Below are 14,196 nucleotides of genomic sequence, written 5' to 3'. Positions count from 1 at the left end.
CCGATGCTGTGGCGCTTCAACCCCGGGCATCCGAACCTGTTGCCCGCGGTGTTCGAGGACGAGCCCGCCGATTTCCCCGAGGGTGTGGTGACGAAGCCGCTGTTCTCGCGCGAGGGGGCCTCGGTGCGGATCGTCGACACCTTCGGGCAGGAGATCGCGGCCTCCGAGGACCGCAGCTATGACGCCGGGCCGAAGATCCGGCAGGCCTATCATCCGCTGCCGGTGTTCGACGGCAAGCGCCCGGTGATCGGCGCCTGGGTGGTGGGCGAGCGCTGCACCGGGATGGGCTTGCGCGAGGATGCCGGTCTGATTACCCAGAACCTGAGCCAGTTCGTCCCGCATTTCATCGAAGGCTGACCCATGAAACGATCCAGAACCATGCGCCCGCTGACCATCGGGCTGATCGGGGCCTCGGCCTTCGCGCTGGCGGCGTGCAAGACCGAGGCACAGACGGAGCAGGCCACGGCCTTCCCCGACCTGAAATCCTGTCTGGCGGAATCGGCGAGGCCCGGCGCCACGGTGACCGAGGACGAATGCACCACCGCCTATGCGCAGGCGATGCAGACCAATATGGAATCCGCCCCGCGCTATGACGCGATGGCCTCGTGCGAGGAACAGCACGGCGTCGGCAACTGTCAGGCGCAGGTGAGCGAGGGCGGCGGCGGCATGGGCAGCATCTTCATGCCGCTGCTGACCGGGTTCCTGCTGGGTAAGATGATGTCGGGCGGGGGGCTGATGTCGCAGCCGCTGTATCCGCAGAAGAACGGCGGCTTCGCCACGCCGGGCGGGCAGGCGTTCAGCAACAACCGCGGCGCGTCCACGGTGCCCACCAGCACCTTCAACAAACCCGCGACGACCTTTGACAAGGCGCCGATGTCGTCCAAGCCCACCACCGGCTGGAACAGCAAGTCGCCGGTGAAATCGACGGGCGGCTTCGGGTCGTCGGCGGTGGGGTCGGGCGGCTAAAGCCCGTGCGATCCATCGTAGCGGCTGAGGGCGGGCGGGGTCCAGCCTTCGGGCGCGCGCTCGGGGCGCAGCACCTCCACCACCAGCGGATGGCAGGTGGCGGCATCCGATGAATGTTCCGCCGAGCAATCCCCGCCCGGACAGGCCGACAGGCAGCCGAGCAGGTCGATTTCGGCAAAGAATTCCAGGTAATCGCCCGGGCGGACGGGGCTGGCCTTCATGAAATACTGTCCGGTGTCGCGGGTGAAACCGGTGCACATGAAGACGTTCAGCACGTCATGCACATGGCGCGCGGCATCCTCGGGCGGCAGGCCGGTGTGCCGCGCCAGCGCCCGGGTCAGGTTGGAATGGCAGCAGTGGTGATACTGCCCGCCGCTGAGCAACGCATGGGTATAGGGGTCGCAGCGCGTGCCGATCACGTCATGCACCGCGCCGCCGAAGGCATCGAACCCATACCAGTCGAGCGTGTCATGCGTGATCGTCGCCATCGGCCGCAGGTAGGGGAAGGCGGAAAACATCTGATCCCCCACGCCCAGATGCGTGCCGTTCAGCGCCCGCGTCTTGCCGGAATAGAACCGCTCGTTCAGGTTGGCCGCGTGGAACAGGTTCAGGTCGCCGACCTGCGGGCCGTCCTCGCAGCGGATGCGGAAGAAATGCCCGGCGGGCACCGTCCAGCAGGCGGCGTCGCGCGCGGGAACGGTGATCCGTTCGGTGACGGTCAGCCCGCCCCGCAGCGCGCGATAGGCCACGAGGTCGGGGCGCGGCAGCGTATCGGTCGGGTAGCAGATGACGGGCGGCACCGCGCGGCGTTGGCCGGCATCGGCGGGCGCGGGGGTCAGCGGAGCGGGCTTCATGGGCGGTCCTTTGTTGCTCCGCCCACTGTGCCGCGCCTTTCCCGCATTGACCAGCCCGCCGTATGTCAGGCGGCGGGCTCTTCGGCCTTCAGGCCCATCCGGTCCTCCCAATAGGGCCGTTCGGTCAGCGCGACATAGCCCGCCCGCCAATTGTCCCGAAGCGGGTCGTAGCCGCGCCAGATCTGCCGCATCAGGCCGAAGATCCGACGGCTGACGGCCCAGGCTTTGCGCTTGTCATGCCGCACCGTGTAGCTTTTGGCGCCATCGCCCGAGACATAGGTGATCGACCGCGCGCCCCAGATCGGGCGGCGCGCGCCGCGCAGGCTTGCGGGCAGGGTGATGTCATCGCCCAGCCGGGAAAATCCGGGCAGCAGATGGCCGTTCAGCGTGGCCTTCATCACGATCCGCGACAGCGGGTTCGCCGGGCTGAACCGGTGCCGGTCGGATTTGCGCGGCCGTGCGCCCGGCGCGGCGGCGGCCCAGCGTTCCACCTGCGTCAGCGCGCCGATCTGCTGGCGCCGCATCGCCATGTCGGCATTGTTGCGGAAGAACTCCGGCCCCGCCAGAACGTCTTCGCAGGCCAGCGCGATGGCGTCGAGCGTTTCGTAATGGCACGCCAGCAGGCTGCGCATCCAGAACCGCGCGATGATCCGGATCAGCCCGGTCCGGCCGATCTCCATCGACGGCAACGCGAGGTGATGCGCCAGATGGCTGCGCAGGTCGAGGTAAACCGTCAGCGGCGTTTCCTTGACGGAAAAATCCTCGTCCTGATAGGAAATCACCCCGGGCAGGGTCACGATGTCGAAATCATGCACCAGGCTGAAGCTGACGTCATCGCCGCGCACGAAGAACGGGAAAGGCAGGTGTTTCACCTGATCGACGGGGAAGGCGAAATACCACCAGCCGCCGTAGAAATTCCCCGGCTGGCGCGGGATCGTGTCGAATTCGAGTTCGAGAACTTCGCCGAAATTGCGCAGGTCCAGCCCCATATGCTGCGGCCGGCACAGCCGGTCGAAGAGGGCGCCGTTCTCCCACAACTGCCAGCGGTGCTGTGCATTGGCGACGGCCCCCGCGATCGCCACATCGGGCCGCTCGGCATAGGCGAGGAAGGTCCAGGTCCGTTCCAGAGCGCCCATGTGGACGGAGGCATCGTCATCCATGAACAGGCAATGGCTCGCGCCCCGGTTCTGCGCCTCGATCAGCCCGCGCGCGAAACCGCCGGACCCGCCGAGGTTTTCGTTCGGCACCAGCGCGACATGCGCCATCGGCGGCAGCGTCACGCTCTGGCCATTATCGACGATGACCATGCGCAGATGCGCGCCGATGGGGGATTGCGCGGCAAAGGCCTCGAACCGGGCGGCGGTCTGCGCCACCGCCTTTTCGCGCCGGAAGGTGGTGACGGAGACCTGCAATTCCGGCGTGCGCAGCGGCGGTTGCGGCGTCAGCCATTGCGCATCGGTCAGGGTGCCTTCGGTCAGGGCGCGCAACTCGAAGAACAGCACCCCGTTTTCGTTGAACCCGTCCGCGGGCGTGAGGTCGATCGTGCAGGGCAGATCGACGATCTCGTTCACCAGCCGCTCCCAGGAGTGATCCTCGATCGCCTCGAACACCACCACCTCGAACCGGCCCGCGCCCTCCAGCCGGAGCGAGAAGCTGTTCCACCGCGCTGTGACGGCGCCATTTTCCGATCGGGAACAGGTTGTAATAGGTGTTGAACGCCGCATGCCCGCCAGCGGAAAAGGCGATCTGCCGGTTGGCATGGGACATGCCGACCTGACCGGTCAGGCGGGCATAGACGTCCCGTTCCGTGCAGAGTCCGGGCTCGGGCCACATCAGGGCTTGCAACAGGTTCATTTCGGGCGCTTTCCTTGTCTGGCGGGCGGACAGTAGCGCGGGGCGGCGGCGGCGGCAATGCTACGCGGCGCGGCGTGACAGCACCGCCTGCGTTGCCCGGTTCACGATCCAGTGCAGCGCCAGCGTCAGCCCCGCGATCACCAGAACGGTGGCGAACATCAGGTCGATCTTCGCCCGCCCGTTCGCCAGCAGCATCAGATACCCGAGCCCCCGCGACGCCCCCACCCATTCGCCGATCACCGCGCCGATGGGCGCATAGACCGCCGCGATCCGCAGCCCCGTCAGCAGCCCGGGCAGCGCGGCGGGCACGCGCAGCCGCCACAGCACCGCGCCGGGCCGTGCGCCCATCACCCGCGCCTGCGCGAGCCACTCTGCCGGCACCCCCATCAGCGCGTCAAAATAGGCCGAGGTGACCGGGAAATAGATGATCAGCACCGCCATCGCCACCTTGGACGCCGTTCCATAGCCGAACCAGAGCGTGAAGATCGGCGCCAGCGCAAAGACCGGCACCGCCTGGCTTGCGATCAGCACCGGCTGGGCAAAGCGGCACAACCGGGGCGACAGCGCGAGGCCAATGGCCGACACCGCCCCCAAGAGCCCGCCGATCGCCAGCCCCGCCATCACTTCGCCCAGCGTCACCAGCGCATGGCTGGCGAGCAGCCCACGTTCCGCCCAAAGCACGCCCAGTACCCGCCCCGGCCCCGGCAGGATGAAATGCGGCGGGGCGAACAGCCAGACCACGCCTTGCCACAGCGCGAACAGCGCAAGGATCGGGAGCAGCTTCATACTGCGGGGCCTTGCGAAGGCGCGGGCAGGCGCCCGGTACGCGGGGCGTCTGGCGCAGACATCGCGCGGTGCCCCGTATTGCGCGGGGCGTCTTGCGACGGCGCAGAGATGATGCGCCCCGCGGCATTGTGGGCCGGGGTCTGTGTCATCATGCGGCCTCCAGCATCGCGCGGGTCAGGGCGCCGGTTGCGGCCAGCGTTTCGGTGCTGTCGGGGGCGCGCGGGATCGGGCCGGGGGGCGGGGTGTGCGGCATCGGGCCGGTGGGCAGCAGGACCACGATCGCCTCGCCCAGCCGGGCGGCCTCGGCGGGGTCGTGGGTGACATGCAGCACCGTCCGGCCCGACAGCAGCCGCACCGCCAGATCCTGCATCCGCACCCGCGTCGCCACATCCAGCGCGGAAAACGGCTCGTCCATCAGGACGACGGGGCGGTCTTCGTAAAGCGTCCGGGCCAGCGCCACCCGCTGCCGCTGGCCACCCGACAGCGTACCGGGTTTGCGCCCGGCGTGATCGGCCAGCCCCACGGCATCGAGCAGCGCCGCCACCCGCGCCCGGTCGGCCCGGTCGCCCCGCAGCCGGGCGCCGAAGGCCACGTTGTCGGCGGCGCTCAGCCAGGGCAGCAGCAGATCCGACTGCGCCATCAGCGCGACCCGCCCCGCAAGCGCCCCGCCATCCGTCGCCGTGCAGATCCCGTTGGGCACGACCGTCCCGGCGAAACTGTGGAGCAGCGTCGATTTCCCGATCCCCGAAGCGCCGAGCAGACAGGTCCAGCGCCCGCCCGGCACCGTTAGCCGCAGCGGTGCCAACCGCCCGGGCACATCGCCATCGAACACCAGACCGGGCGGCGTCATGCCCGCCACCCGCCCGCTGTTCGGACGGTCCGCCGCCAAAGGCCCGCCCGCCGCCGGGGGACCGGACTGCCGGGCATCATGGCGCCGGATCCCGGCCGCGCTGCCGCAGCGATGCCTTGCGGCCACCATGGTCGCCTGCCCGCGTCAGGGGCATCATGGGCGCAGGCCCATGTCCCAGAAGCCGACCTCCAGCCGCGTCGCGGTGGCGAAGCGGTGGCACAGCGCGGGCCAGCGCGGCCCGGTGCCGGGCGGGCCGATCCGGCGGGCGGTGGCAGCGTCCAGCAGCGCCCCGGCCTCGGCGCAGGTCTGTTGGAACTCCGCCCCGCCATAGGTCTCGATCCAGTCGCGATAGGGGGTCTCGCCCGCTTCGCGCAGCATCCGCGCGCCGATCTCGCCATAGCCCAGAACACAGGGCATCAGCCCGGCCAGCAGGTCGAGCAGATCGCCCGAATCCAGAACGTAGCGGGTATAGGCGAGGTTCTCGATCCGCTCCTCGACGCCGGTCAGGTCGATCCCGGCTTCGGCGCAGATGCCTTCGTGCAGGCGCATCTCCTCGACCAGCAGGGCGTGGACGGTGGCGGCACAGGCGCGCATCTCGGCCACCGTTTCGGCCTTGGTCACGGCGAGCGCCCAGGCTCGGGAAAAGTGGATCAGGAAGACGTAATCCTGTTGCAGGTAGTGCAGGAAGGCCGCGCGGGGCAGGCTGCCGTCCTTCAGCCCCTCGACGAAGGGATGATGGGTGAAGGCGTGCCAGTCGGGCGCGGCGGCGCGCAACAGCGGGAAGGTGGCGCCATACATCATTCGGCTCCGGTATCTTCGGCCAGATCGGCGACGGGGCGGGTGCCCTGAATCAGCCCGGCCTCGTTCAGGAACCGCTCGAACCGGGCATAGCGGCCAATGTCCAGCGCGGCGGGGCGCAGGGCGAAACGGGGCAGGGTGTCCTTCCACGCGCGGGCGTTCAGATCGTCGTTCAACTCCGGGGCGGAGCCCGCGAAGGTCTGCCAGCTATCCTCCGGATGGTTGACGATATATTCCGCCGCGCGTTCGGTGGCGGCGAGGAAGCGCGCGATCCGCGCCCGGTCGGCCTGCGGCCCGGCGACATAGATCAGCTCGTCATAGGGCGGCACGCCCTCTTCCTCGGGGTAGAAACAGCGGCCCGGATGGCCCTCGATCGCCATCTGGTTCAGCTCGAAATTGCGGAAGGCGCCGATCACCGCATCGACCTGCCCCGACATCAGCGAAGGCGACAGCGACCAGTTGACATTGACCAGTTCGACATCCTGAAGGGTCAGCCCGGCGGGTTTCAGCATCGCGGCCAGCATCGCCTCTTCGACACCGGCGATGGAGAAACCGATCTTGCGGCCCTTCAGCTCGGCAATCGTGGCCGGCCCGTCCGCCCGCACCAGCAGACAGTTCAGCGGCGTCGCGACCAGCGTTCCGACGCGCTTCAGCGGCATCCCCTCGGCGACCTGAAGGTGCAGTTGCGGCTGATAGGAAACCGCCAGATCGGCCTTGCCCGCGGCGGCGAGCTTTGGCGGATCCGCCGGATCGGCGGGGGCGATGACCTCGACCTCAAGCCCCTGATCGGCAAAGAAACCCTTTTGCTGGGCGATGATGATCGGCCCATGGTCGGGGTTGACGAACCAGTCGAGCACGACGGTCATCTTGTCCGCCGCGAAGGCGGGCGCCGCCATGAGGCAAAGCGCGAGGGTGAGGCGTTTCATGTCGGGTCTCCCAATGCGACGAGGGCGATTTCGCCGGGCCAGGTGGCGGCGAGGGTTTCGGCGGCGGTAAAGGCGCGCATGCCGGAGCGGCAGCACAGTGCGACGCGCTGGCCCGCGGCGGGGTGCAGGGTCGTAACGTCCGCGCAGCGGCGCGCGCGGGGGAACAGCGGGGCCTCATCGGCGCCGCGCAGGTCGATGATCAGATCCTGCGGGGTGAGCTGCGAGGGCGCGACGAAGCGCGGCGCACGGGTGGGTTCGGGCGCGCCCGTGAACGCAAACCCGCCGAAGCGATGCGCCGCGCCGTCATAGCTGATCAACCGGCCAAGCGGCGAGGGCAGGCCCGCAAGCTGCGCCACCGCCATCTGCGCCTGCACCGCGCCCAGCACGCCGACGACGGGGCCAAGCACCCCATCGCGCGCGCACGACCCCATCTGCTGCGGCAGGTCCGGAAACACCGCGCGCAGCGAGGGCGCACCACCGCAGAACCCGCCCGCATAGCCCTCGGTCCCGGTCACGGCGGCATGGATCAGCGGCAGGCCCATGTCCCGGCACAGATCGGACAGGATATAGGCCACGGCGAAACTGTCCGCGCAGTCCAGCACCAGATCCACCCCCTGCGCCAGCGTGGCGGCATTGGCCGGGTCCAGCATGGTTTCCATCGGTTCAACCCGGCAGTCGGGGTTGAGCGCGCGCAGCGCGGCGGCGGCCGCGAGCGCCTTCGGCGTGCCGATGTCATCCATGCGGAACAGGGTCTGCCGATGCAGGTTCGTCGCCTCCACCCGGTCCGGATCGGCCAGCCGGATCAGGCCGACGCCCGCCCCCGCCAGATAGGGCAGCACCGGCGCGCCAAGCCCCCCGGCCCCCACGACCAGCACCCGCGCCGCGCGCAACCGGGCCTGTGCATCGGCGCCCAGAACGGCCTCCTGCCGGGCGTAGCGGTTCATCGCGTGACCCCGATCCATTCGCGGATCCGCGCCTCCGGATCCGGGTTCAGGGTGATGTCGGTGACGACGGAGACCACATCGGCCCCCGCCGCAAAGGCCGGGGCGGCACGTTCGGGCCGCAGCCCGCCAATGGCGATGAGGGGAATATCGCCGATCCGGGCCTTCCATTGCCGCACCCGGTCCAGCCCCTGTTCATGCCATTTCATCTTCTTCAGGATCGTCGGCCAGACCGGACCAAGGGCGATGTAATCGGCGTTCAGCGACAGCGCCCGCTCCAACTCCGCCTCGTCATGGGTCGAGATCCCGACCCGCAGCCCGGCGCGGCGCAGCGCGGGCAGGTCGGCGGTGTCCAGATCCTCCTGCCCCAGATGCACCCAGTCGCAGCCAAGCGCGATCGCCTCGCGCCAGTGGTCGTTCACCACGAGCGTCGCCCCGGCGGCCCGGCACAGGTCGCGCGCAAGGGTGATCTGGTCGTGCAGATCGTCGCGGTCCTTCAGCCGCAACTGCACCAGCCGCACCCCAAGCGGCAGCGCCTGGGGCAGCCATGCGGCATCGTCGAAAATCGGATAGAAACGATCCATCACAGCACCGCCATCCCGATCAGCGGCGTCGAGGGCGCGGCCATGTCGCGCGGCTCCATCGGGTCCGCCTCATAGGCCAGCCGCCCGGCGCGCAGCGCGAGCGCGAAGCCCTCGGCCATCGCCGCCGGGTCGCCCGCTTTCGCCACCGCGGTGTTGAGCAGAACGGCGTCGAAGCCCATCTCCATCGCCTGCGCCGCATGGCTGGGCAGGCCGAGCCCCGCGTCGATCACCATCGGCACATCGGGGAATTGGGCGCGCAGGGTCCGCAGGCCGTAAGTGTTGTTCAGCCCCCGCCCGGTTCCGATCGGCGCGCCCCAGGGCATCAGCACCTCGCATCCGGCATCCAGAAGCCGCCCCGCCAGAACGCCATCCTCGGTGGTATAGGGGAACACCCGGAACCCCTCGGCGCAGAGGATCCGCGCGGCCTCAAGCAGCCCGAACGGGTCGGGTTGCAACGTGTCGGGGTTGCCGATGACCTCCAGCTTGATCCAGTCGGTTTCAAACAATTCGCGCGCCATCTGCGCGGTGGTCACCGCCTCGCGCACCGAATAACAGCCCGCCGTGTTCGGCAGTACCGGCACGTTCAGCCCCCGGATCAGATCCCAGAACGCCTGACCCTCGCCCGCCGCCGCCTCGCGCCGCAGGGACACCGTGGCGATGCCCGCGCCGGATCGGCGGAACGCCTCGCTCAAGTCCAGTGGCGAGGGGTATTGTGCGGTGCCGAGCAGCAGCCGCGAGGCGATTTCGGTTCCGTAAAAGACGGGCATCTCAGCCTCCCTGCCGTGGCGCGAGGATTTCCAGCCGGTCGCCCTCGGTGAGCGCCGCGCCGCGCGCGGCTGCGGGGACAAAGGCGCCGTTCAGCGCCGTGGCGACGCGCGCGCCACCATAGCCCAGTTCGACAAGCGCCTCGGCGAGCGTCGCCGCCGCGATCTGGTGCGGCGTGCCATTCACGGTGATGTTCATGCGTTCTCCTCGATCAGGTCGGCCGCCGCGAGCGCGAGCGCCGGTGACATCAGAAAGCCGTGGCGGAACAGGCCGTTGACATGGATCCGCCCATCCTGGCGAAAGGCGCGGGGGATATTGTCGGCAAAGGCCGGGCGGGCATCGGCGCCAAGTTCCAGCACCTCCGCCTCGGCAAAGGCCGGGTGCAGCGCATAGGCGGCGTTCAGCAGCTCCACCACCGAGCGCAGCCGCGCCGGGCCGCGCCCGCCCGCCTCGATCTGCGTCGCGCCCAGCATGAACACCCCATCGCCGCGCGGCACGATATAAAGGGGAAAGCGCGGATGCAGCAGCCGGATCGGGCGCGAAAGCGTGACATCGGGCGCGCGCAGCACCGCCATTTCGCCGCGCACCCCGCGCAGGCCGGGCAGCCGGTCGCGCGCCGCAAGGCCCCGGCAATCCACGACCGTGCCCTCGGGCGTGCCCTCCTGCGTGAACGTCACCCCCTGCGCAATCAGCCTGTCGCGCAGCGTGGCGAGCGCGCGGCGCGGGGTGACATGGGCCTCGCCGGGGAAAAACAGCGCGCGGTCATAGCGCTCGGCCAGCAGCGGCTCCAGCCCGGCGATGCCGTCGCGGTCGAGCGTGACATGCTCCTCGGTGCGGCGGGCGAAACGGTCGAGTTCGCCCCGGTCCCGCGCGAGCGTCACCACCAGCGTGCCGGTGCGATGCACCTCCGCCCCCGCCGCCTGCCACCAATCAGCGGCAATCTGCCCCCGGGCGACGATTTCGGGTGCGGAAATCTCCCCCTCGCAGAACGGCGCGAGCATACCCCCCGCCCACCACGAACAGCCATGCGGCCCGGGCGCCCCCGCCGGGTCGATGACGCGGACGGCATGGCCGCGCCGCATGAGTTCGGTCGCCGTCGTCAGCCCGGCGACGCCGCTGCCCAGAATGGTGATCATGCCCAGACCTCGTGAAAATGGTGAACCGGGCCGTGGCCCTGGCCGATCCGCAACGCATCGGCGGCCAGGATCGCGCCGTGCAGCCAGGCATGCGCGCGGGCCACGGCCTCGGCTAACGCCAGCCCCTGCGCGAGCCCGGCGGCAATCGCCGAAGACAGCGAACAGCCGGTGCCATGGGTGTTGCGGGTGTCGATCCGGTCGGCCTCATAGATCCGCGTGCCCGCAGGTGTGACCAGCAGATCGCGGCAGACCGGCCCCTCGGCATGGCCGCCCTTGACCAGCACCGCCCCGGCCCCAAGCGCCAGCAACCCGCGCCCCATCGTTTCGGGGGAGGCATTCGGGGCGGCCATCCCCGCCGACGTTTCCAGCAACCGCGCCGCTTCCGGCAGGTTCGGCGTGAGCAGCGTAGCGCGCGGCAGCAGGTGGCGGCGCAGCGCCGCGACCGCCGCCTCCGTCAACAGGGCATCGCCGGATTTCGCCACCATCACCGGGTCCAGAACGACCGGCCCCGCATATCCCTCCAGCGCCCCGGCCACCGCCGCAACGACATCGGCATTGCCCAGCATCCCGATCTTCACCGCATCCGCGCCGATATCGTCGAGCACCGAACGGATCTGCGCCACGACCAGATCCGGCGCCAGCGCCTGCGCCGCCTGCACGCCGAGCGTATTTTGCGCCGTGATCGCGGTGATCGCCGTTGCCGCATAGACCCCAAGCGCCGAGGCGGCCTTCAGATCCGCCTGAATCCCGGCGCCGCCGCCGCTGTCGGATCCCGCGATGATGAGCAGCTTTGCCACCCCTGCCATGTCATCCTCCGTAACGGGCGACAGGCGGGGCACGGGCACCATGGGGCCATGCCCCGGTGCGATCTCCGTTCCCTACGCCGGTATTGCCCGGATCAGGTTCGATGGGTTAGCGCAAGCCTCTCAGCCCCGGACGGGGCACCCCAACGGATGGCTGAACGATAGAGCGGGGAGGACGCCTTGGCAAGGGCCGTCACGCGGGGACGCCAGGGCCTGTGCGAGAGCTGTTGGATCGCAGCAGGTGCCGGGCTTAGCCATATGTTTCGCATACATCTCGATCAACCGCGCCCGTGGTCAACAACGATGCTGGAAGCGGTCCCAAATCGCTTCAAAAAGAAACTGGAAACAGCGCCCAGTCATTCCATGATGATTTATCTTGCTCGATAACCTGAAGGCCGCAGGTTCAAATCCTGCCCCCGCAACCATTCCTACGATTTTGCACGATATTCTGCGACAAACTACGATCTGCTACGACGCAGCCCTACGCTAGAGCCTGATTGCTCTCACGAACCCGCAACCAGAAGGCGCAGCGACGCTCTTCGGTTGCGCCGATACTTCCGCTAGCTCAGCCGCCCCGCGACTATCGGAAGACAAACAATGAAATCAACACCTTCGTCCCTGACCCCGCACAGGATCGCAAGCTATTGCGACTTGAGGCTCACGCCTGTCCTCGAACCGGAGGAGGTGAGCACCGTGCGAGAATGCCTCTTGGGCCTGCTCGAGCGAAACGAGTACCCACCCTATCGGGGTAGCGGTCTGGATCTCAAGGCACTGGCGGACCAACTCGGGATGGATCCCACGCGTCTGGCTCACGTCCGCGCCAGTCTCCAGCCCATCTTCGATGCTGTCGCCAGGGCTGTCGCAGAGTACCGCCTGCGCCCTCAGGCGAAATCCAGGCCGAAATCAGCGTCAGCACCAGAACGCGCGCGAACCAACCGCAAGGTAGCGAAAGCCACGCCGGCATCATCCTCCGCGCGCAACGGCAAACGGCCCGGACGGCGGCCTAAACCTGTGGTCGAGTTTCCAGATCCATTGGAGACAACCTGGGAGGAACCCGGCAGCTTCGGGGTTGCGCTCCGGCTGCATGCCGCCCGTCATGGCGAGACGATATATCACCTCTACAACGCGGTGGTCCGTCCTGAGGACGGCGTCAATCGCAGCACTTTGATCAGTTGGGGCAGGGGAGCGAAGGCGCCGCGCACGGCGATCAGCCTGGATATCCTGAAGCGGATCGAACGGCGCTACCGACTGCCGGACGGATACTTCGCCAAAAAGATGGGCAGCACCGATCGGGCGCCGGGTGACTTCAATCTCGATGATGCAACCCCTGCCGAGCGGCGTCGCCTGGCCTGGCACCTGCCGGAAGACTTCAATCGGCGGCCGCGCAGCGAACAGGCCGAGATCCTTGACTGGGTTCGCAATGTGATCATCAGCGGCTCGACCGACTACCGCCGGTATCAGACGATGATGATGCGCCAGCGCTATGCCGTCCGCTTCGCTTGCGCCTCCGGGCCACGCCGCAAGTCCTCGATTGCCACGGCCGAGGGTGAATCCGGCATCATCAATGCGCCGAAGCGGTTGAACGACGAGATGGCGGAAATCCTGCGCTTCAAGACTTCGACCTTTGCCGCATTCGGTTTGCAGCGGAACGGGGTCTGGGGCGAAGAAACCGCTTCCCAGAAGGTCGAGCACTTCGGGCTTTGGTTCGGAGCTTTTGCTGCCCCGCCGGAGAGTGAGGTTCAGGGCTTCGGTGCCGATCCCAAGCTTCTGACCTTCGCCATGATGGTGTTTCCTCAAATCTGGGACTGGTATTTGCAATGGCGCGAGCGTCGCCGCGGCTTCTACACCAAATGGGAGATCGACCTGCTGTCGATCGCCGCGGCATTCTGCCGGGAGGAGACCGGGTGGCTGCGCCAGACGCCGCGCATGGCAGGCAGCCTGAAGGAAATCGACGGCCTGATCTCGGAGCAGGACATCACCGAAGCGCGTGCCGACTGGGGTACGGCGTGCGACCGGATGTACAAGCACGCCCGGCGCCGCATCAAGGAGATCGACCGTGTGGCGCGCATCCATCGCGATCCGTTCGAGCCGATCCTGCCGGTGCTGGAAGCCACCAGCCCGGTCGGCGAATATCGCAAGATCACCGAGGAAATCCTGCGCCGTATGCCGGATGAACGGCATCACCCGCGTTCGGCGGCGGAAGCGGTTAGGGCGTTCCTGCTGTTGCGGATCGGTCTGCACACGGGGCTGCGCCAGAAGAACCTGCGCGAGCTCCTGTTTTGCAAGCGAAGTGCGCTCCCGACTGCCGAGCGCCGGCTGGAGGACATGAAGCGGGGCGAGTTGCGCTGGAGCACACGGGATCAGGGCTGGGAAATACTGATCCCATCGGTGGCGTTCAAGAACGCCAACTCCTCGTTCTTCGGTGCCAAGCCGTTCCGCCTCATCTTGCCCGATCTCGGCAGGCTCTACGAGATGATCGAGGCTTGGATCGACCGGCACAGGGTGCGGCTCATCAGCGCGGCCGCCGATCCCGGCACCTTCTTCGTCAAGACGGCGAAGATGACCAGCACCAACGCGGCCTACGGCCAGAACACCTTCTACGAGGCCTGGCGCACCGCGATCCAGCGCTACGGCATCTACAACCCTTGGACGGGGAAGGGGGCGATCAAGGGCCTCCTCCCGCACGGCCCGCACAATGTTCGCGACGTGCTGGCGACGCATATCCTGAAGCAGACCGGCTCCTACGAGCAGGCGAGCTATGCGATCCAGGACACGGCAGAGATGGTCGCCCAGCACTACGGGCGCTTCCTGCCGCAGGACAAGGCCGAGATTGCAGCGAGAATCCTCAACCAGGTATGGGAAGCCGCGTAGACAAGAAGTTGTGGGGCTGGGGGAGGCTGCTCGCCCCGGCCCAGACGCGAAGGGGGGCTGCG

15 protein-coding genes and 1 riboswitch are annotated in these 14,196 nt (G+C 68.3%); of the genes, 3 read left to right on the top strand and 12 right to left on the bottom strand.

All coding sequences use genetic code 11. The features are described 5' to 3' along the window. Together QM789_RS08600 and QM789_RS08595 are read left to right on the top strand one after the other, a co-directional pair. The coding region (locus QM789_RS08600) for a glutathionylspermidine synthase family protein (RefSeq protein WP_420351495.1) at positions 1–357 on the top strand (357 nt) is incomplete at its 5' end. A gap of 3 nt (positions 358–360) precedes the next feature. Beyond that, positions 361–966 (top strand): DUF1190 domain-containing protein, encoded by a 606-nt coding sequence (locus tag QM789_RS08595; RefSeq protein WP_420351494.1) that lies wholly within the window; start codon positions 361–363, stop codon positions 964–966. Here the strand turns inward: QM789_RS08595 and QM789_RS08590 are convergent. From QM789_RS08590 to thiD, 12 genes are all read right to left on the bottom strand, one after another. Next, positions 963–1,820 (bottom strand): urea carboxylase-associated family protein, encoded by an 858-nt coding sequence (locus QM789_RS08590; RefSeq protein ID WP_420351493.1) that lies wholly within the window; start codon positions 1,818–1,820, stop codon positions 963–965. The genes QM789_RS08595 and QM789_RS08590 overlap by 4 nt on opposite strands. Positions 1,821–1,885: 65 nt before the next feature. Continuing rightward, positions 1,886–3,544: a hypothetical protein gene (locus QM789_RS08585; protein ID WP_420351492.1), complete on the bottom strand. Its 1,659-nt coding sequence runs from the start codon at positions 3,542–3,544 to the stop codon at positions 1,886–1,888. A 190-nt stretch (positions 3,545–3,734) separates the two neighbouring features. Further along, positions 3,735–4,460 carry an ABC transporter permease gene (locus tag QM789_RS08580; RefSeq protein ID WP_420351491.1) on the bottom strand — a complete coding sequence of 242 codons (726 nt, stop codon included), beginning with the start codon at positions 4,458–4,460 and terminating at the stop codon, positions 3,735–3,737. Positions 4,461–4,608: 148 nt separating this feature from the next. Then, a complete protein-coding gene (locus QM789_RS08575) occupies positions 4,609–5,310 on the bottom strand; it encodes an ABC transporter ATP-binding protein (protein ID WP_420351506.1) in 702 nt (233 codons plus the stop codon). A 153-nt stretch (positions 5,311–5,463) separates the two neighbouring features. Then, complete coding sequence (locus QM789_RS08570; RefSeq protein ID WP_420351490.1) at positions 5,464–6,111, bottom strand: TenA family protein; 648 nt, start codon at positions 6,109–6,111, stop codon at positions 5,464–5,466. Then, entirely contained in the window at positions 6,108–7,034 is a 927-nt protein-coding gene (locus QM789_RS08565) for an ABC transporter substrate-binding protein (protein ID WP_420351489.1), read from the bottom strand. The genes QM789_RS08570 and QM789_RS08565 overlap by 4 nt, the downstream gene beginning before the upstream one ends. Continuing rightward, entirely contained in the window at positions 7,031–7,996 is a 966-nt protein-coding gene (locus QM789_RS08560; RefSeq protein WP_420351488.1) for a HesA/MoeB/ThiF family protein, read from the bottom strand. Before QM789_RS08560 ends, QM789_RS08565 begins: the two co-directional genes overlap by 4 nt. Beyond that, positions 7,975–8,559, bottom strand: a complete 585-nt coding sequence (locus tag QM789_RS08555) for a thiamine phosphate synthase (RefSeq protein ID WP_420351487.1) — start codon at positions 8,557–8,559, stop codon at positions 7,975–7,977. The genes QM789_RS08560 and QM789_RS08555 overlap by 22 nt, the downstream gene beginning before the upstream one ends. Beyond that, entirely contained in the window at positions 8,559–9,326 is a 768-nt protein-coding gene (locus tag QM789_RS08550) for a thiazole synthase (RefSeq protein ID WP_420351486.1), read from the bottom strand. The genes QM789_RS08555 and QM789_RS08550 overlap by 1 nt, the downstream gene beginning before the upstream one ends. Position 9,327: 1 nt before the next feature. After that, a complete protein-coding gene (thiS, locus tag QM789_RS08545) occupies positions 9,328–9,522 on the bottom strand; it encodes a sulfur carrier protein ThiS (RefSeq protein WP_420351485.1) in 195 nt (64 codons plus the stop codon). After that, on the bottom strand, positions 9,519–10,460 hold the full coding sequence (locus QM789_RS08540; RefSeq protein ID WP_420351484.1) for an FAD-dependent oxidoreductase: 942 nt from the start codon (positions 10,458–10,460) through the stop codon (positions 9,519–9,521). The genes thiS and QM789_RS08540 overlap by 4 nt, the downstream gene beginning before the upstream one ends. Then, on the bottom strand, positions 10,457–11,266 hold the full coding sequence (gene thiD, locus QM789_RS08535) for a bifunctional hydroxymethylpyrimidine kinase/phosphomethylpyrimidine kinase (protein WP_420351483.1): 810 nt from the start codon (positions 11,264–11,266) through the stop codon (positions 10,457–10,459). The genes QM789_RS08540 and thiD overlap by 4 nt, the downstream gene beginning before the upstream one ends. Before the next feature lie 52 nt (positions 11,267–11,318). Then, a riboswitch (TPP riboswitch) is annotated at positions 11,319–11,419 on the bottom strand. A gap of 552 nt (positions 11,420–11,971) precedes the next feature. Here thiD and QM789_RS08530 point away from each other — a divergent pair. Continuing rightward, the gene (locus QM789_RS08530) at positions 11,972–14,134 is read left to right on the top strand and encodes a hypothetical protein (protein WP_420351482.1); all 2,163 of its coding nucleotides are present in this window, start codon (positions 11,972–11,974) and stop codon (positions 14,132–14,134) included. Positions 14,135–14,196: the final 62 nt, after the last annotated feature.

This window comes from Paenirhodobacter sp., assembly GCF_047600745.1.
Classification (GTDB): Bacteria; Pseudomonadota; Alphaproteobacteria; order Rhodobacterales; family Rhodobacteraceae; genus Rhodobacter.
Note: the sequence above shows the minus strand (reverse complement) of the source record. Positions and strands in the feature narration are given on the sequence as shown.